Source organism: Streptomyces sp. TLI_053 (genome assembly GCF_900105395.1).
In the GTDB taxonomy this organism is placed as follows: domain Bacteria; phylum Actinomycetota; class Actinomycetes; order Streptomycetales; family Streptomycetaceae; genus Kitasatospora.
This window is the reverse complement of sequence record NZ_LT629775.1, coordinates 4,378,795-4,397,061: the sequence shown is the minus strand read 5'-3', so window position 1 is coordinate 4,397,061 and position 18,267 is coordinate 4,378,795. Positions and strand designations below refer to the sequence as shown.

The 18,267-nt window shown below is 71.2% G+C and carries 18 protein-coding genes; 15 read left to right on the top strand and 3 right to left on the bottom strand.

Features of this window, described 5'->3' with window-relative positions; all coding sequences use genetic code 11:
* Nucleotides 1-122: 122 nt before the first annotated feature.
* Entirely contained in the window at nt 123-1,406 is a 1,284-nt protein-coding gene (locus tag BLU95_RS17570; RefSeq protein WP_093864941.1) for a geranylgeranyl reductase family protein, read from the top strand.
* Nucleotides 1,407-1,552: 146 nt separating this feature from the next.
* Here the strand turns inward: BLU95_RS17570 and BLU95_RS17565 are convergent, their stop codons facing one another.
* A complete protein-coding gene (locus BLU95_RS17565; RefSeq protein WP_093864940.1) occupies nt 1,553-1,882 on the bottom strand; it encodes a MazG-like family protein in 330 nt (109 codons plus the stop codon).
* Between the two features lie 80 nt (nt 1,883-1,962).
* A complete protein-coding gene (locus BLU95_RS17560; RefSeq protein WP_231978612.1) occupies nt 1,963-2,640 on the bottom strand; it encodes a peptidylprolyl isomerase in 678 nt (225 codons plus the stop codon).
* Between the two features lie 279 nt (nt 2,641-2,919).
* Between BLU95_RS17560 and BLU95_RS17555 the strand changes: the two genes are divergently transcribed.
* The gene (locus tag BLU95_RS17555; RefSeq protein WP_093860855.1) at nt 2,920-3,849 is read left to right on the top strand and encodes a DMT family transporter; all 930 of its coding nucleotides are present in this window, start codon (nt 2,920-2,922) and stop codon (nt 3,847-3,849) included.
* 55 nt (nt 3,850-3,904) lie between these two features.
* Here BLU95_RS17555 and BLU95_RS17550 read toward each other — a convergent pair whose 3' ends face one another.
* Complete coding sequence (locus BLU95_RS17550) at nt 3,905-4,528, bottom strand: hypothetical protein (RefSeq protein WP_286158637.1); 624 nt, start codon at nt 4,526-4,528, stop codon at nt 3,905-3,907.
* Nucleotides 4,529-4,797: 269 nt separating this feature from the next.
* Here BLU95_RS17550 and BLU95_RS17545 point away from each other — a divergent pair, with 269 nt between their 5' ends.
* From BLU95_RS17545 to nuoK, 13 genes are all read left to right on the top strand, one after another.
* Nucleotides 4,798-5,787 carry a sensor histidine kinase gene (locus BLU95_RS17545; RefSeq protein ID WP_159424913.1) on the top strand — a complete coding sequence of 330 codons (990 nt, stop codon included), beginning with the start codon at nt 4,798-4,800 and terminating at the stop codon, nt 5,785-5,787.
* Nucleotides 5,788-5,923: 136 nt separating this feature from the next.
* Entirely contained in the window at nt 5,924-6,670 is a 747-nt protein-coding gene (locus BLU95_RS17540) for a response regulator (protein ID WP_093860853.1), read from the top strand.
* A gap of 599 nt (nt 6,671-7,269) precedes the next feature.
* Nucleotides 7,270-7,629: an NADH-quinone oxidoreductase subunit A gene (locus tag BLU95_RS17535; RefSeq protein WP_014137597.1), complete on the top strand. Its 360-nt coding sequence runs from the start codon at nt 7,270-7,272 to the stop codon at nt 7,627-7,629.
* A 159-nt stretch (nt 7,630-7,788) separates the two neighbouring features.
* Nucleotides 7,789-8,343 (top strand): NuoB/complex I 20 kDa subunit family protein, encoded by a 555-nt coding sequence (locus BLU95_RS17530; RefSeq protein WP_030300882.1) that lies wholly within the window; start codon nt 7,789-7,791, stop codon nt 8,341-8,343.
* Nucleotides 8,340-9,053 carry an NADH-quinone oxidoreductase subunit C gene (locus BLU95_RS17525; protein WP_093860852.1) on the top strand — a complete coding sequence of 238 codons (714 nt, stop codon included), beginning with the start codon at nt 8,340-8,342 and terminating at the stop codon, nt 9,051-9,053. Before BLU95_RS17530 ends, BLU95_RS17525 begins: the two co-directional genes overlap by 4 nt.
* Nucleotides 9,053-10,408, top strand: a complete 1,356-nt coding sequence (locus BLU95_RS17520) for an NADH-quinone oxidoreductase subunit D (RefSeq protein WP_093860851.1) — start codon at nt 9,053-9,055, stop codon at nt 10,406-10,408. Before BLU95_RS17525 ends, BLU95_RS17520 begins: the two co-directional genes overlap by 1 nt.
* A gap of 17 nt (nt 10,409-10,425) precedes the next feature.
* Entirely contained in the window at nt 10,426-11,190 is a 765-nt protein-coding gene (nuoE, locus tag BLU95_RS17515; RefSeq protein WP_093860850.1) for an NADH-quinone oxidoreductase subunit NuoE, read from the top strand.
* Nucleotides 11,190-12,551 carry an NADH-quinone oxidoreductase subunit NuoF gene (nuoF, locus tag BLU95_RS17510; RefSeq protein ID WP_093860849.1) on the top strand — a complete coding sequence of 454 codons (1,362 nt, stop codon included), beginning with the start codon at nt 11,190-11,192 and terminating at the stop codon, nt 12,549-12,551. The genes nuoE and nuoF overlap by 1 nt, the downstream gene beginning before the upstream one ends.
* Nucleotides 12,548-15,052: an NADH-quinone oxidoreductase subunit G gene (locus tag BLU95_RS17505; RefSeq protein WP_093860848.1), complete on the top strand. Its 2,505-nt coding sequence runs from the start codon at nt 12,548-12,550 to the stop codon at nt 15,050-15,052. Before nuoF ends, BLU95_RS17505 begins: the two co-directional genes overlap by 4 nt.
* Complete coding sequence (gene nuoH, locus BLU95_RS17500) at nt 15,049-16,425, top strand: NADH-quinone oxidoreductase subunit NuoH (protein ID WP_093860847.1); 1,377 nt, start codon at nt 15,049-15,051, stop codon at nt 16,423-16,425. The genes BLU95_RS17505 and nuoH overlap by 4 nt, the downstream gene beginning before the upstream one ends.
* A gap of 6 nt (nt 16,426-16,431) precedes the next feature.
* Entirely contained in the window at nt 16,432-17,043 is a 612-nt protein-coding gene (gene nuoI / locus BLU95_RS17495) for an NADH-quinone oxidoreductase subunit NuoI (protein ID WP_093860846.1), read from the top strand.
* Complete coding sequence (locus BLU95_RS17490; RefSeq protein ID WP_400745834.1) at nt 17,040-17,969, top strand: NADH-quinone oxidoreductase subunit J; 930 nt, start codon at nt 17,040-17,042, stop codon at nt 17,967-17,969. Before nuoI ends, BLU95_RS17490 begins: the two co-directional genes overlap by 4 nt.
* Nucleotides 17,966-18,265 (top strand): NADH-quinone oxidoreductase subunit NuoK, encoded by a 300-nt coding sequence (nuoK, locus tag BLU95_RS17485; RefSeq protein WP_093860845.1) that lies wholly within the window; start codon nt 17,966-17,968, stop codon nt 18,263-18,265. Before BLU95_RS17490 ends, nuoK begins: the two co-directional genes overlap by 4 nt.
* Nucleotides 18,266-18,267: the final 2 nt, after the last annotated feature.

Sequence of the window (18,267 nt, the reverse complement as noted above, 5' to 3'; positions counted from 1 at the left end):
CCCGGACCGGTCGAAGCGCCGTCCGCAGCTCATAGACTCGTCCAAGCCCAGCCGCGCCGGCCCCCGCCGGCCGGTCGACCCCCAGCAGGAGTGTGCCCACCGTGTCCGAGACCGCCGTTGACCTGAGCGCAGGCGTTGTGGAGAGCACCGCGGACGTCATCGTGGTCGGCGCGGGCCCGGCCGGCGCCACCACCGCGTACTACCTCGCGCAGGCCGGTCTGGACGTGCTGCTGCTGGAGAAGACCAGCTTCCCCCGGGAGAAGGTCTGCGGCGACGGCCTGACCCCGCGGGCCACCAAGCAGCTGGTGGACATGGGCATCGACGTGTCGACCGAGAACGGCTGGCTGCACAACAAGGGGCTCCGGATCATCGGCGGCGGGATCCGACTGGAGCTGGACTGGCCCGAGCTGTCGGCCTTCCCGGACTACGGTCTGGTCCGCAAGCGCGCCGACTTCGACGAGCTGCTCGCCCGTCAGGCGGAGAAGGCCGGAGCCAGGCTCTACGAGCGCTGCAACGTCAGCGGCCCGGTGCTGGACGAGCGGACCGGCCGGATCGTCGGTGTCGCCGCCAAGCTCGGCGACGAGAAGCGGCCGGTGACCTTCCGGGCCCCGCTGGTCGTGGCGGCCGACGGCAACTCCACCCGGCTCTCGCTCGCCATGGGTCTGCACCGCCGTGAGGACCGCCCGATGGGCGTCGCCTACCGCACCTACTTCACCTCGCCGCGCCACGACGACGACTACCTCGAGTCCTGGCTGGAGCTGTGGGACACCCGGGCCGGGGAGCGGAAGCTGCTGCCCGGTTACGGCTGGGTCTTCGGCATGGGCGACGGCACCTCCAACGTCGGTCTCGGCATTCTCAACTCCTCGCCCGCCTTCGGTGAGCTCGACTGGCGCGAGGTCCTCAAGGCCTGGTGCGCGAGCATGCCGGAGGAGTGGGGCTACACCCCCGAGAACATGACCGACCCGATCCGGGGTGCGGCGCTGCCGATGGCCTTCAACCGGCAGCCGCACTACACCCGCGGCCTGCTGCTGGTCGGCGACGCCGGCGGCATGGTCAACCCGTTCAACGGCGAGGGCATCGCCTACGCGATGGAATCCGGTCAGATCGCCGCCGGGGTGATCGTCCAGGCCCATGCCCGGGTGACCGAGTCCGGCCGGGAGCGCGCGCTCCAGGCCTACCCGCGGATCCTCAAGGACGTCTACGGCGGCTACTACACGCTGGGTCGCGCCTTCGTGAAGCTCATCGGCAACCCGAAGGTCATGCAGCTCGCGACCCAGCGCGGGCTGACCCACCCGATGCTGATGAAGTTCGTCCTCAAGCTCCTCGCCAACCTCACCGACCCGCAGGGCGGCGACGCGATGGACCGCGTCATCAACGGCCTGGCCAAGGTCGCGCCCAACGCCTGACCGGCACGGCCCGGGCCCTTCCGGGGCCGTCCCGGGTCCGTCCTCGTCCGTCCTGGCCACGCCCCGGGCCTGCCCGGGGCGTGGCCCCAGGCTGTCCGGCGGCCAGCTTCCGGGCGGCGGTGTGAGGGTCTGGTCCGTCCTGGGGCCTACGGCTCGCGGCGGCTGGCCGCGGAGCGGTTCTCGACGTACGCGAGACGGTCGGCGAAGACCTGGGAGGCGTCGGGGGTGAGCGTGCGGAGGGCGACCAGCGCGGAGAAGACCACGTCGCAGAGCTCGTGCTGGACGTCCTCCCAGGTGTGGGTCACGCCCTTGCGCGGATTCTGACCGGTCGCACCGATCACGGCGGCGCTGACCTCGCCCACCTCTTCGGAGAGCTTGAGGATCCGCGCCAGCCGCTCCTCCTGCGGGGGGAGCGGGCTCTCCTCGTCCAGCCAGGCGACCATGTGGTCGACGCTTTCCCAGATCCTGCTGTCCATCGGCACCATCGGCACGGCTCCCGTACGGCTCGCGGTCGTGCTGACCACCGTACGGGAGCCCGAAGGACCCCGAGGGTGGCTCAGCGGGTGGAGATCTTCACATTGCGGATGTTCACGGGCAGGGTCGGGAAACCGTCGCCGGGGTTGTTCTGGTCGTCCTCCCCGCCGGCGGCGATCTTCTGCAGGACGTCCAGGCCTGCGGTGATCCGGCCGAAGGGCGTGTAGGCGGGGGAGAGCTTGGTGTCCTTCCAGACGAAGAAGAACTGGCTGCCGTTGGTGTTGGGGCCCGCGTTCGCCATCGCGACCGTGCCGGCGGGGTAGGTCGCGCCCTCCAGGTTCTCGTCCGGGAAGGAGTAGCCGGGGCCGCCGCTGCCGGTGCCCGTCGGGTCGCCGCACTGCAGGACGAAGATCCGCTGGGTGGTCAGCCGGTGGCAGTGACTGCGGTCGAAGTAGTCGCGCTCGGCGAGGAAGCGGAAGGAGAAGGTCGTGCAGGGCGCCTTGTCGGTGAGGGCCTGGAAGGTGATCGCCCCCTGCGAGGTCTTCAGGGTCGCGCTGTAGGGCTTGGCGGCCTTCCTGGCGTCGAAGACCGGGATGCCCTTGAAGTTGTCGGCGGGAACCGCCGGGCTGTAGGTGCAGGTGGTGCCGGCCGCGCCGGTCCCGGCCCCGGTCGACGGGGTGTCCGCGACGGCGGTGCCGGTGCTCACCACGATCGGCAGAACGGTGGCTGCGGCGATCAACGCCCAGTGCTTCCGGGTCACTTGGCTGGCCTTCCGGTCCGTGGGGGGCAACTGCATTGTCATGGCGACATCATCCATGCCGGGGTGGAGATCCGGTAGGGGTCGGTGGGAAGGGTTCGGTGGGCGGGGTTCGACAGACAGGCTGCGGCGGGAGCGACGTGACGGGTGCGGGGCGAAAACCGTTGATCGGGAACGCTTCGGTGCGCGAGGATGACGCTCGCCTGCTCAACTCCGGGATCCGTCCGACGACGTGCGCGACTCTCGCTTGTCGCTTCCGTTCGTCCTGAGAGGGTCCCGCCCATGCGCGCATCGTCGTCCGTCCTTCTGCGTGATCTTCCGGTACTTCTGGTCGCGGTGGTGTGGGGGTCGAGCTTCCTGGCCGTGCAGCGGGTGGCCGAGCCCGACACGGTGGTGGCGATGCTGGCCCTGCGGTTCGGTCTGGTCCTGCCCGTGCTCGGACTGTTCGCCTGGCGGGCGCTGCGGCGGCTGAGTCGTGCCGAGTGGCTGGGCGGGGCCGCCCTTGGGCTGGTGCTCGGTGCGATCTTCCTCCTGGAGACCTTCGGTGCGGTGCACACATCGGCGACCAATGCGGGTCTGATCATCAGCCTCACGATCGTGTTCACCCCGCTCGCGGAGAGCGCACTTGCCCGGACGCCGTTGCCGCGCCCCTTCCTCGCGGCAGCCGGTCTGGCGGTGGTGGGCATCGCGCTGCTGACCGGCGACGGTGGGCTGCGGGCCCCGTCGGCCGGGGACCTGCTGGTGCTGGGTGCCGCCGTTGTGCGGACGGTCAATGTGCTGGCCACCGCCCGCGTCCGGGCGATCCGGGAGACCGACACGCTGGCCGTCACCTGGGTCCAACTGGCCACCGCGACGCTGGTGTTCGCCGCTGTCGCACCGTTTGTCGGTCCGCTGCCCTGGACGGTCGCGGCCACCTACGGGCCGGCGCAGTGGGGCTGGCTGCTCCATCTGACGCTGCTCTGCACGCTGTTCGCGTTCTTCGTGCAGATGTGGGCCGTCCGCACCACCTCGCCCTCCCGGGTCAGCCTGCTGCTGGGCACCGAACCGCTGTGGGCGGCGGTGTTCGGCATCACCCTGGCGGGTAACCACCTCGGACCGCTCGCCCTGCTGGGCGGTGCCCTCGTCCTGGTCGGCACCGAGTGGGGCCGCCGGACCGCCTCGGCACCGCGCCGGGAGGCCGATCCGGTGGAGCCGGTGTCCGTCCCGGCGTGACCGCGGGCCGGGCCTCCGGTACGGGCGGTCCTGATTCCGGCCGCCGTCGGCCCGGTCACCGCCGCCGCCCCAGGGTGCGGCGGGCGTAGGCGAAGGTGACCGCGGCGACCAGCGGACCCCAGGCGACCATGGGCAGGTAGCAGAGGGTCATGATCACTGCGGCGAGGCCCTGGGGCGCCTCGGGAACGCTCAACTGCTCGGCCCAGCCGCCGAACAGCGCGCTCGTCCCGAGGCAGGTCAGTACGGTCGAGCCGATCGCGGCGGGAACGATCGCGGCGAGCGGCCGGACGGTCCGGCCGCCGATCAGCGGGATCCAGGACGGGACCACCTCGCCCCAGGGCCGGACCAGCCCCAGGGTGAGGAAGGCCACGAACTCGGCCGGTCCGCTCAGCGCGACGAGGTACGCGGTGCCCCAGCCGGGGGTGTTGTTCCGGAACACCGCGGCCAGCTCGCCGCTGAAGCCGACCGGGACGCCGACGCCGAGGGCGAGCCGCCAGAGCCCGGACGGCACGGTGGTCCAGACGGTGGCCCTGGCGGCCAGCTCGGCCCAGCGGGGGGTGCCGTCCGGACGGTCGGCGCGCTTCCGGGCGGCCCGGGGGCCGGCGGCGGTGGTGGTGGCCGGACGGACCTCAACGCCTGTGCCGGGTGCGGCGGGTGCGACGGACGCGGTGCTGGACATGGTGGCCGACTCCTTCCCGGCCGGCCCTCGTGGCCGGTCCGACGGGATCAAGACTGGCCGTCCGACCGGGCCCGCCGTCAGTGCCGATCGGGCTGTTTCGACTGCTCGAATCAGGTGCGGATATGTGCCGATCGGCAGAGGCGGGGACCTCCGACGATCCGTAGGCTGCTCGCAGGAAGGAGGCGATGATGAGTCAGATGCTGGCGTTGGCAGCCCCGGCTGCGATTCTCTGCGGGTGGTTCCTTCGTTCCCGGTTCGGGATCGCGACGGTGTGCCTGGCAGCCGCCGTGGTGTCGATCGGGGCCACGTTCGGTGCCTGGGCGGCCGGCCGCTGGGCCGAGTCCGAGCGCTGGACGGGTCTGGTCGGCATGCTCGAACTCGCCTCCCTGCTGGCACTGGTGGTCCTGACGCTGCGAGCCGAAGGTGGTCGGCGCGGAGCCGTCGCGGTCTGGACGATCGGCGGCGCGGTCGCGCTCTGGCCGTCCCGTTTCCAGGACGCGGCCGGCGCGGTGGGTGCGCTGACCCTCTTCGGCTTCGGTTCGGCCCTCACGCTGCCGCCCGTCCTGATCGGGCTCTACCTGCGCGGTCTGGACGAGGGGCGACGGCGCTCGGTGGCCGCGGCCAGGCGTGCCCAGCGACTCGAACTCGCTCACGATCTGCACGACTTCGTCGCTCACGACGTCAGCGGCATGGTCGCCCAGGCGCAGGCGGGCACAGTACTGGCGGCCTTCGACCCGGTTCGGGCAGCGGCTCTGTTCGAGCGGATAGAGCAGGCCGGGTTGCAGGCCCTGGCCTCGCTCGACCGGACGGTCCACCTGCTCCGCAGTGAGGACGGGGACGGCCCGGAGCGTGCCCCGCAGCCCGGCCTGGCCGAACTGGCCGAGCTCACCGCGCGGTTCACAGGCTCGGGTGATGTGGTGGCGCGACTGGACGCTCCGGCCGAGGAACCGACGGTCCCCCGGGAGGTGGCGGCCACCGCGTACCGGATCGTGGTCGAGGCCCTGACCAATGTGCGGCGGCATGCTCCCGCCGCCCGCGTGGTCGACGTCCGGGTGCGGAGCGAGGGGCGGCGGTTGACAGTACGGGTCCGGGACGACGGTGGTGGGGCCGTATCGCCGTCCGGGTCGAGGCGGGGCGGGGGCGGCAGTGGACTGGCAGGCCTGTCCGCCCGGGTGGAGGCGCTGGGGGGCACGCTGAGCGCCGGCCGCGAGGGCAACGGTTGGCAGGTGGTGGTCACCATGCCCTTGAAGATCGGTTAGCGGCCCCGGGGTTAAGGGAGACCCGCACCGCTTCGAGGCGGGAGCGGGACCACCGTGACGGCGGAATCGACAGGCGGAACGGGAGCGGCAGGCGCGGCACAGACGCCCTGCCGGGGAACGGAAGGAGGATCGGCCGATGAGCATCCGGGTGCTCCTTGCCGACGACGACGAGGCGATCCGCAGCGCGTACCGGATCATTCTCGACGCGCAGCCCGACATCGAGGTGGTCGACGCGGCCGCGGACGGCGAAGTGGCCGTCGCCCTGGCCGAGCGGCTGCGTCCGGACGTGATCCTCGCCGATATCCGGATGCCGAGGCTGGACGGCCTGGAGCTGACCCGGCGGCTGGGCGGGGAGTTCCGGGTGGTCGTGGTGACCACCTTCGATCTGGACGAGTACGTGCACGAGGCGCTTCGCGCCGGGGCGGCGGGCTTTCTGCTCAAGCGATCGGGGCCCGCGCTGCTCGCGGAGGCGGTCCGGTCCGCCGTGGCGGGGGACGCGTTGATCAGCCCGCAGATCACCGTCCGCCTGCTCCGCCAACTCTCCGGCGGCGGTAGCGGTAGCGGTGGCGGGCCCGGGTTCGGAGGAAGCACCGGAGGACTCACCGGAGGCAGCGCCACCGGCGGTGCCGCCGGTCAGGGGCAGCGGCGACCCCTGGGCGGGCGGATCGCGGAGAGCGAGCGGATCGGCCCGGTCGAGGAACTCACCGCACGTGAGAAGGAGATCGCGCGGCTCGTCGCGGACGGTGCCACCAATGGCGAGATCGCGGAGCAACTGTTCATCAGCGCCGGCACGGTGAAGAACCACCTGGCCTCGGTCCAACGGAAGCTCGGCGCGCGCAATCGGGTCGGCATCGCCGCATGGGCCTGGGAGAGCGGAGCCTGAGCCGCTCCGACCCGGCGGGGTACTGCCCGGACGTACCCCGCCCCACCCCTGGCAGTCGACCCTACCCACGGCCGGACCGAGGCACCGTGGTCCACCGCCGGGGCGTACCCCCTACTCACCGCCGAGAGGCGCCCCGGCCCGTTGCCGGGAGACGCTCCGGCCTGCGCTCGGCGTGCTTGTGAACGAAGGGTCAAGCGGGCGTTCGCGGTACCGCCACCCCTGAGGGTGAGCCGCTATAACACGTCAACATGACGCCCGGAAATTTGCCTTCCGCTAGACGAAGTTGATATAGGACTACACCCCTGACCAGCCGCTTCGCAGATAAATGCGACTGCTTGTGACCATTTGACTTCTTTGCGTTGACAACTCTCGTCATGCTCACCTTCATCACGATTCACAAGGTGGCGGAGATCACAAAGATCGTCTTGAACTGCGTGTCGCAGATCACAAGCCGACGGGCATAGGATGCGCTCGTTCCAGGCTTTGTGAACTGCCTCACATGGGGTGGATCCCGGGAACTGGAACGCCGGGTTCACCGCAGTGTGACCCGACGGTTCCGATCTGCAGTCAAGGACGACTGGACGGAGGGAGCGGGGGCTATGAATGCCTACGCGCCGATCCTCGTACTCGGTGCCATCGCGGCGGCGTTCGCGGTCGGCTCCGTCGTGATGGCCTCACTGACCGGGCCCAAGCGGTACAACCGGGCCAAGTTGGAGGCGTACGAGTGCGGCATCGAGCCGACCCCGCAGCCCGTGGGCGGCGGTCGGTTCCCGATCAAGTACTACCTGACGGCGATGCTCTTCATCGTCTTCGACATCGAGATCGTCTTTCTCTATCCGTGGGCGGTGAGTTTCGACGCCCTGGGGATCTTCGGACTGGTCGAGATGCTCCTGTTCATCGCCACTGTCTTCGTCGCGTACGCCTACGTCTGGCGTCGCGGCGGCCTGGAGTGGGACTGAGTCGGGGGAGGGGCCGGAGACCGGGCCTCCGTCGGACCTTGTGAACGGGCGGACAAGCCCGAGCGGGCGCAGGCCCGGGCGGACGGACAGGCCCGAACGAGCGGACAGGCCCGAACGGGTGGGCGAACCACAGGACTTGAGGGCATTGAGAGGGATCTGATGGGAATCGAGGAGAAGCTGCCGAGCGGCTTTCTGCTCACGACCGTGGAGACAGCGGCCGGCTGGGTACGCAAGGCGTCGCTCTTCCCGGCCACCTTCGGGCTGGCCTGCTGCGCGATCGAGATGATGACCACCGGTGCGGGCCGCTACGACCTGGCGCGCTTCGGCATGGAGGTGTTCCGGGGCTCGCCCCGGCAGGCCGATCTTATGATCGTGGCGGGCCGGGTGAGCCAGAAGATGGCCCCGGTGCTGCGCCAGGTCTACGACCAGATGGCCAACCCGAAGTGGGTCATCTCGATGGGCGTCTGCGCCTCCTCGGGCGGGATGTTCAACAACTACGCGATCGTGCAGGGCGTCGACCACATCGTCCCGGTGGACATCTACCTGCCCGGCTGCCCGCCGCGTCCGGAGATGCTGATGGACGCGATCCTGAAGCTGCACGACAAGATCCAGCACGAGCCGCTCGGCGTGAACAAGCGCCGTGCCGAGGAGCTGGGCGAGGCGCTCGCGCTGCAGGCCACCCCGGTGAGCGAGATGCGGGGGCTGCTGCGATGAACGACCAGGTACCCGAGACCCGCCGCGAGCAGCCGCACCGCGAGATCCCGGTCGAGGTGGTCGGCCGTCGGCAGGGCATGTTCGGTGCCCAGGGCAGCGGCGACACCTCCGGCTTCGGCGGCCTGGTCGCCCCGGTCGTCCTGCCGGGAGCCACCGAGCGCCCGTACGGCGGCTGGTTCGACGAGGTCGCCGACGAGTTGGAGGGCGCCCTGGAGGAACAGGGCCTCGACCCGGCCGAGGTGATCGAGAAGACCGTCGTCGACCGCGCCGAGCTCACCTTCCGGATCGCCCGCGAGCACCTCCTCCGCACCGCGCGCACCCTGCGCGACGATCCGGCGCTGCGGTTCGAGCTCTGCCTCGGCGTGAGCGGCGTGCACTACCCGGGCGACAAGGGCCGCGAACTGCACGCGGTCTACCACCTGCGCTCGATCACCCACGGCCGGCTGATCCGGCTGGAGGTCACCGCGCCGGACGCGGATCCGCGCATCCCGTCCGTGGTGAGCGTCTATCCCACCAACGACTGGCACGAGCGCGAGGCCTACGACTTCTTCGGCCTGGTCTTCGAGGGGCACCCGGCCCTCACCCGGATCATGATGCCGGACGACTGGCTGGGACACCCGCAGCGCAAGGACTACCCGCTCGGCGGCATCCCCGTCGAGTACAAGGGCGCCCAGATCCCGGCGCCCGACCAGCGGAGGTCGTACAGCTGATGAGCACCCAGCACTACGAGGAGACGAACCAGGGCGGCGCGGCCGAGGCGGGCGCCCGGGAAACCACCGAGGGCCGCGTCTTCACGGTCACCGGCGGCGACTGGGGCGAGGTGGTCGACGCCGTCGCCCGGGCCGACGACGAGCGCATCATCGTCAACATGGGCCCCCAGCACCCCTCCACCCACGGGGTGCTCCGGCTGATCCTGGAGATCGACGGCGAGACGGTGACCGAGGCCCGCTGCGGCATCGGCTACCTCCACACCGGCATCGAGAAGAACATGGAGTTCCGCAGCTGGGTCCAGGGCACCACCTTCGTGACCCGCATGGACTACCTGACCCCGCTGTTCAACGAGACCGCCTACTGCCTGGCGGTCGAGAAGCTGCTCGGCATCACGGACGACATCCCGGAACGGGCCGATGTCATCCGGGTGCTGATGATGGAGCTCAACCGGATCTCGTCCCACCTGGTCTGCCTGGCCACCGGCGGTATGGAGATCGGCTCCACCACCCTGATGATCTACGGCTTCCGCGACCGCGAGCTGATCCTGGACGTCTTCGAGCTGGTCACCGGCCTGCGGATGAACCACGCCTACGTCCGCCCGGGCGGCCTCGCCCAGGACCTCCCGCCCGGCGCGGTCGACCAGATCCGCGAGGCCGTGAAGACCATCCGCTCCCGGATGCACGAGTACGACAAACTCGCGACCGGCAACCCGGTGTTCAAGGCCCGCCTGGTCGACGTGGGCTTCCTCGACCTGCCCGGCTGCCTCGCCCTCGGTGCCACCGGTCCGATCCTGCGCGCCACCGGCCTGCCGCACGACCTGCGCAAGACCGACCCGTACTGCGGCTACGAGAACTACGACTTCGAGGTCGCGGTCGCGGACGGCGCCGACTCCTACGGCCGCTTCCTGATCCGGCTGGAGGAGATGAAGCAGTCGCTGCGGATCGTCGAGCAGTGCCTGGACCGGCTGCGCCCCGGTCCGGTCATGGTGGCGGACAAGAAGATCGCCTGGCCGGCCCAACTCGCGGTCGGCCCGGACGGCATGGGCAACTCCCTGGACCACATCCGGAAGATCATGGGCACCTCGATGGAGGCCCTGATCCACCACTTCAAGCTGGTCACGGAGGGCTTCCGGGTCCCGGTCGGCCAGGCCTACGCGGCGGTCGAGTCGCCCAAGGGCGAGCTGGGCGTGCACGTGGTCAGCGACGGCGGGACCCGCCCTTACCGGGTCCACTTCCGGGACCCGTCGTTCACCAATCTGCAGACGATGGCGGCGATGTGCGAGGGCGGCCAGGTGGCCGACGTCATCGTCTCGGTGGCCGGGATCGACCCGGTGATGGGAGGCGTGGACCGGTGACAGACGTCCAACTGGGGATGCCGGCGCTGCCGGCCAGGCCGTACCCCGAGGAGGTGCACGCCCGGCTGGCCGCCGACGCCGCCGAGCTGATCGGCCGCTACCCGGTGGCCCGGTCCGCGCTGCTGCCGCTGCTGCACCTGGTGCAGGCCGAGGAGGGCTTCGTCAGCCCGACCGGCATCCGGTTCTGCGCGGAGCAACTGGAGCTCACCACCGCCGAGGTCACCGCCGTCGCCACGTTCTACACCATGTACCGGCGCCGGCCCGCGGGCGAGTACCACGTCGGGGTCTGCACCAACACCCTGTGCGCGGTGCTCGGCGGCGACCAGATCTTCGCCGAGCTCCAGGAGCACCTCGGGATCGCGAACAACGAGACCACCGAGGACGGCCGGATCTCGATCGAGCACATCGAGTGCAACGCCGCCTGCGACTACGCGCCGGTGGTGATGGTCAACTGGGAGTTCTTCGACAACCAGACGCCGGAGAGCGCCAAGCTGCTGGTCGACGACCTGCGCGCGGGCCGCGAGGCCGTCCCCACCCGGGGCGCCCGGCTCTGCTCCTTCAAGGACTCCGCGCGGATCCTGGCCGGCTTCCCCGACGAGCGCCCCGGCGCCGTCGACGAGTCGGGCGCCGGCGGCGCTGCCTCGCTGGCCGGTCTGCGGCTGGCCCGCGGCGAGGCACTGCCCGGCACCGGCGGCACCCGCGTCGTCTCCCCCCGCCACGAGGGCGCGCGCCACGAGGGCGGGTCCGCCGAGGGCACCGGCCAGGAAGGGACGGAAGCGTGATGACCTCCGCCGAGCCGGCCGAGAAGCTGCTCACTCCCGTGCTGTCGGCGTTCTGGGACGACAACCGCCCCTGGACGCTCGCCACCTACCGCCGCCACGCCGGCTACGAGGGCCTCGAGGCCGCCCTCGCGATGCCCCCGGACGACGTGATCGCCCTGGTCAAGGACTCCGGTCTGCGCGGTCGCGGCGGCGCCGGCTTCCCCACCGGTCTGAAGTGGCAGTTCATCCCGCAGAACGACGGCAAGCCGCACTACCTGGTGGTCAACGCGGACGAGTCCGAGCCGGGTACCTGCAAGGACATCCCGCTGCTGTTCGCCAACCCGCACTCGCTGATCGAGGGCATGATCATCGCGTCCTACGCGATCCGCTGCGACCACGCCTTCATCTACCTGCGCGGCGAGGTCGTCCCGGTGCTGCGCCGGCTCCAGGCCGCCGTCGCCGAGGCCTACCAGGCCGGGCTGCTCGGCCGGAACATCCTCGGTTCCGGACTCGACCTCGACATCACCGTCCATGCCGGCGCCGGCGCCTACATCTGCGGCGAGGAGACGGCGCTGCTGGACTCGCTGGAGGGACGCCGGGGCCAGCCCAGGCTGCGCCCGCCGTTCCCGGCCATCGCGGGCCTCTACGCCTGCCCGACCGTGGTGAACAACGTCGAGTCGATCGCCTCGGTGCCGCCGATCCTGGCCCGCGGCAAGGAGTGGTTCAAGGGCCTGGGCACCGAGAAGTCCCCCGGCTTCACGCTCTACTCGCTCTCCGGCCACGTCACCAACCCCGGCCAGTACGAGGCCCCGCTCGGCATCACCCTGCGCCAGCTGCTCGACATCAGCGGCGGCATCCGGGCCGGCCACCAGCTCAAGTTCTGGACCCCGGGCGGCTCCTCCACCCCGATGTTCACCGCCGAGCACCTCGATGTCCCGCTGGACTACGAGGGCGTCGGCGCGGCCGGCTCGATGCTCGGCACCAAGGCCCTGCAGATCTTCGACGAGACGACCTGCGTGGTCCGCGCCGTCACCCGCTGGACCGAGTTCTACGCCCACGAGTCCTGCGGCAAGTGCACCCCCTGCCGCGAGGGCACCTACTGGCTGGTCCAGCTGCTCAAGCGGATCGAGGCCGGCCAGGGCGTCGAGGGCGACCTGGAGAAGCTCCTCGACATCGCCGACAACATCAACGGCAAGTCCTTCTGCGCCCTGGGCGACGGCGCGGCCAGCCCGATCGTCTCCTCGCTCCAGTACTTCCGGGCCGAGTACGAGCAGCACCTCGCCGAGCGTCGCTGCCCGTTCGACCCGGCCGCCTCCACCGTCTGGGCCGACGGCCCCCGCCCCGGCCACCAGTCCGCCACCGAAAGGGAGGTGCACGCGTGACGATCACAGAGCCATCCACCTCCACGGGCGACAAGGCCGCGGTAGAGCTGGTCACGCTCACCATCGACGGCGTCGAAGTGCAGGTCCCCAAGGGGACCCTGGTGATCAGGGCCGCCGAGCAGATCGGCACCCAGATCCCGCGCTTCTGCGACCACCCGCTGCTCGACCCGGCCGGCGCCTGCCGGCAGTGCATCGTCGAGATCGAGGGCCAGCGCAAGCCGGTCGCCTCCTGCACCATTCCGGTCGCCGAGGGCATGGTGGTGCGCACCCACCTCAGCTCGCCGGTCGCCGAGAAGGCCCAGCGCGGTGTGATGGAGCTGCTGCTGATCAACCACCCGCTGGACTGCCCGGTCTGCGACAAGGGCGGCGAGTGCCCGCTGCAGAACCAGGCGATGTCCACCGGTGACACCGACTCCCGCTTCGAGGGCATGAAGCGCACCTACGAGAAGCCGGTGCCGATCAGCAGCCAGGTGCTGCTGGACCGCGAGCGCTGCGTGCTCTGCGCCCGCTGCACCCGGTTCTCCCAGCAGATCGCCGGAGACCCGTTCATCGACCTGGTCGAGCGCGGGGCCCTCCAGCAGGTCGGCACCGGAGAGGGCGACGACTTCGAGTCGTACTTCTCCGGCAACACCATCCAGATCTGCCCGGTCGGCGCCCTCACCTCGGCGGCTTATCGTTTCCGCTCCCGCCCGTTCGACCTGACCTCCTCACCGAGCGTCTGCGAGCACTGCTCCGCCGGCTGCGCCCAGCGCACCGACCACCGCCGCGGCAAGGTGCTGCGCCGACTGGCCGGCGAGGACCCGGCGGTCAACGAGGAGTGGAACTGCGACAAGGGCCGGTTCGCCTTCCGCTACGCCCAGCAGCGGGACCGGATCACCACCCCGCTGGTCCGGCGGGACGGCGAACTCGTCGCCGCCTCCTGGCCGGAGGCGCTGGCCCGGGCGGCCGAGGGGCTGCGCGAGGCCCGCACCGGCGTGCTCACCGGCGGCCGGGTCACGGTCGAGGACGCCTACGCGTACGCCAAGTTCGCCCGGGTCGTGCTCGACACCAACGACGTGGACTTCCGGGCCCGCCCGCACAGCGGCGAGGAGGCGGAGTTCCTGGCCGCCGAGGTCGCGGGGCAGGGCGTGGACATCGGCGGCAGCGCCCCCCTCGACTACGAGGCACTGGAGGCCGCCCCGGCGGTCCTGCTGGTGGCGCTGGAGCCCGAGGAGGAATCGCCGATCGTCTTCCTGCGGCTGCGCAAGGCCAACCGCAGCAGCGGTCTCGCGGTCTTCTCGATCGCCGCGCACGCCTCCCGGGGCCTGGCCAAGCTGCACGGGTCGCTGCTGCCGGCCGCCCCGGGCACCGAGGCCGAGTGGCTGGCCGCGCTCGCCGACGGCGAGCCGCTCACCGACGACGCCGGCCGCGCCGCCGAACTGCTCCGCACCCCCGGAGCGGTGATCCTGGTCGGCGAGCGGGCGGCCACCGCCCCCGGCGCGCTGTCGGCCGTGCTGCGGCTTGCCCACGCCACCGGTGCCCGGCCGGCCTGGATCCCCCGGCGGGCCGGCGAGCGCGGAGCGGTCGAGGCGGGCGTCCTGCCCGGCCTGCTGCCCGGCGGCCGTCCGGTCAACATCCCGGCCGCCCGGGCCGAGGCCGCCGCGGCCTGGGGCGTGGCCGAACTCCCGGCCCGGCCCGGCCGGGACACCGAGGACATCCTTTCCGCGGCCCTCGGCGGTGAACTCGGCGCGCTCCTGATCGGCGGCGTCGACCCGGAGGACCTGCCGGACCCGGCGCTGGCCGAGGCGGCGCTGGCCGCCGTCCCGTTCGTGCTCTCGCTGGAGCTGCGCCCGTCCGCGGTCACGGCCCACGCCGACGTGGTGCTGCCGGTGGCCGCGGTCGCCGAGAAGGCCGGCACCTTCCTGGACTGGGAGGGCCGGGTGCGGATGTTCGAGGCCGCGCTCAAGCCGGACCAGCAGATGGGCCGTCACCTGCACCCGGACCTGCGGGTGCTGAACATGCTCGCGGACGCCCTGGGCCACCGGCTGGGTCTGCCCGACGTCCGCGCCGCCCGGCAGGAGCTGGACCGGTTCCTGCCCTGGACGGGCGACCGTCCGGCCGCGCCAGCCGCCCACCCCGGTCTGCTGCCCCGCCCGGCCACCGGCCAGGCGGTCCTGGCCGGCTGGCGGCTGCTGCTCGACCGGGGCTCGCTCCAGCAGGGCGACCCGCACCTGGCCGGCACCCGGCACCCCGCGGTCGCCCGGATCTCGCCGACGACCGCGGCGGAGATCGGTGCCGCGACCGCGCCGGCGCTGCGGCTGACCGGCCCGGCCGGCTCGCTCACGCTGCCGCTGGAGATCAGCAAGGAGATGCCGGACCGCACGGTCTGGATCCCGCTCAACTCCACCCCGGGCGGCGCCCACCGGACGCTCGGCACCACCGTCGGCCACCTGGTCACCATCGCCGCCGCCGAGGCCACCGCGCCGGCCGGGACGGCCGGGCCCGAGGAGGAGGAGAAGTGACTCCGAACCCGCACCCGCTCGCCGGACACGGCCCGGCCGCGCTGGCCGAGCTCGCCGCGAACGAGACGCTCGGCTTCTTCGGCCGGGATCCGTGGTGGCTGGTCCTGCTGAAGGCGGTGTTCTGCTTCGGCTTCCTGGTCGGCACGGTCCTCGTGGCGATCGTCTGGGAGCGCAAGGTGGTGGCCTGGATGCAGCTGCGCATCGGGCCCAACCGGCACGGCCCGTGGGGACTGCTGCAGTCGCTCGCCGACGGCGTGAAGCTGGCGCTCAAGGAAGACCTGGTGGTCAAGGGCGCCGACAAGGCGGTCTACATCCTGGCCCCGATCGTCTGCGCCATCCCGGCGTTCATGGCCTTCGCGGTGATCCCCTTCGGCCCGGCCGGCGACGAGATCTCGATCTTCGGCACCCGGACGCCGATGCAGCTGACCGACTTCCCGGTGGCGCTGCTCTACATCCTGGCCACCGCCTCGGTCGGCATCTACGGCATCGTGCTGGCGGGCTGGTCCTCCGGCTCGACCTACCCGCTGCTCGGCGGGATCCGCTCCTCGGCCCAGATGATCAGCTACGAGATCGCGATGGGCCTGTCCTTCGCGGCGGTCTTCATCTACTCCGGCTCGATGTCCACCTCGGAGATCGTCTCCTCGCAGCAGCCGACCTGGTTCGCGGTACTGCTGCCGGTGTCGTTCATCGTCTACATCGTCGCGATGGTCGGTGAGACCAACCGCGCGCCGTTCGACCTCCCGGAGGCCGAGGGCGAGCTCGTCGGCGGCTTCAACACCGAGTACTCCTCGCTGAAGTTCGCGATGTTCATGCTGGCCGAGTACGTCAACATGGTCACCGTCTCGGCGGTCGCCTCCACCCTGTTCCTGGGCGGGTGGCGGGCCCCGTGGCCGGTCTCCACGTTCTGGGAGGGCGCCAACCACGGCTGGTGGCCGCTGCTCTGGATCACGCTCAAGATCCAGCTGCTGCTGTTCTTCTTCATCTGGCTGCGCGGCACCCTTCCTCGGTTCCGCTACGACCAGTTCATGAAGCTCGGCTGGAAGGTGCTGATCCCGGTCTCGCTGGCCTGGCTGGTCATGGTGGCGAGCGTCCGGGCCCTGCGCAACGAGGGCTACGGCTTCGGCGAGGTGGTGCTGTACGTCGGCGCCCCGGTCGGCGCGCTGCTGCTGCTCGGTCTGCTGCGGGACGTCCTGAAGCGCAAGCCGGAGCCCGGGTCCGAGGCACCGCACGGGGAGTTCGACCCGATGGCCGGTGGCTACCCGGTGCCCCCGCTGCCCGGCCAGCAGCTCCCGCCGGTCCCGCGCCGGCGCAGCCGCGCCCCGAAGCAACTGCAGGACGCCCTCAACGGGGCCGACCATTCCGAAGGGAGCTGAACCGAGATGTCGTCCGACCAGAACGCCCGGAACGACCGGCCCGAGCGGGCCGACAAGCCGTCCATCCTCGGACCGGCCGCCGGCTTCGGCGTGACCTTCAAGGCCATGTTCAAGAAGCGGCTCACCGAGCAGTACCCGGAGCAGAAGAAGCCCACCGCTCCGCGTTTCCACGGCCGCCACCAGCTGAACCGGCACCCGGACGGCCTGGAGAAGTGCGTCGGCTGCGAGCTGTGCGCCTGGGCCTGCCCGGCCGACGCGATCTACGTCGAGGGCGCGGACAACCGTGACGACGAGCGCTACTCGCCCGGTGAGCGGTACGGGGCGGTCTACCAGATCAACTACGCCCGCTGCATCCTGTGCGGGCTCTGCATCGAGGCCTGTCCGACCCGCGCGCTCACCATGACCAACGAGTACGAGCTCGCGGACTCCTCCCGCCAGGACCTCATCTTCACCAAGGAGCAGCTGCTGGTCGGCCTCTCCGAGGGCATGGTCGACAGCCCGCACTCGATCTTCCCCGGCGCCGACGAGGGCGCCTACTACCGGGGCGAGATCACCGCGGCGGCGCCGGGCACGGTCCGTCAGGAGTCCACCGAGCGGGAGAAGGAGGCCCGGTCGTGAGCGCCGCCACCTCGCTGAACCTCGCGGCCGTCACGGGCGCGACCTCCACCGGTGAGGCCGTCCAGTTCTGGGTGCTCGCGGTGATCGCCGTCGGCGGCGCGCTCGGGACGCTGCTGATGCGCAAGGCGGTGCACAGCGCGCTCTGCCTGGCCGCCACCATGCTCGCCCTGGCGGTCTGTTACATGGCCCAGGGCGCGGTGTTCCTGGGCGTGGTGCAGATCGTGGTCTACACCGGCGCGATCATGATGCTCTTCCTGTTCGTGGTGATGCTGGTCGGTGTGACCAGCGCGGACTCGCTGAAGGAGCAGCTGAAGGGCCAGCGGTTCGCCGCCGCGCTCTGTGGGCTGGGCTTCGGTGTGCTGATGGTCGCCGGGATCGCCAACGCCAAGCTGGACACCTTCGCCGGTCTCGGCGAGGCCAACGCCGAGGGCAATGTCCAGGGTCTGGCCCGGCTGATCTTCACCAAGTACGTGTGGGCCTTCGAGGTCACCGGGGCGCTGCTGATCACGGCCGCGATCGGGGCCATGGTGCTGACCCACCGCGAGCACGTGAAGGCCCCGAAGACCCAGCGCGAGCTGGCCGCCCAGCGGGTCGCCGACAACATCCAGGTCCCGCCGCTGCCCGCGCCCGGCATCTACGCCCGGCACAACGCGGTGGACATCCCGGCGCTGCTGCCGGACGGCTCGATCGCCGAGGACTCGGTGATGGCGACCCTGCGCGAGCGCGGCCAGATCCGGGACGTCAGCCAGGAGATGCTGGCCCGGATGGCCGAGCTGGAGTCCACCACCGCCGACTGGCTGGGCCGCCCGCCGTCCGAGCGCCCGCCGGTGACCGGCCCGCGCAAGGCCCTGGAGCCGGTGGCCGCCAACCACCCGGCGCCGGCGAACCGCCCGGCGTCCGACCACGACGAGGAGGGGGCGGAGTGAATCCGGTCAACTACCTCTATCTCTCCGCCCTGTTGTTCACCATCGGCGCCTCCGGTGTGCTGATCCGGCGGAACGCGATCGTCCTGTTCATGTGCGTCGAGCTGATGCTGAACGCCTCCAACCTGGCGCTGGTCACCTTCGCCCGGATGCACGGGAACCTGGACGGCCAGATCATCGCGTTCTTCACCATGGTGGTGGCGGCGGCCGAGGTCGTGGTGGGCCTCGCGATCATCGTCTCGATCTTCCGGACCAGGCATTCCGCTTCGGTCGACGACAGCAACCTGATGAAGCTGTAGGC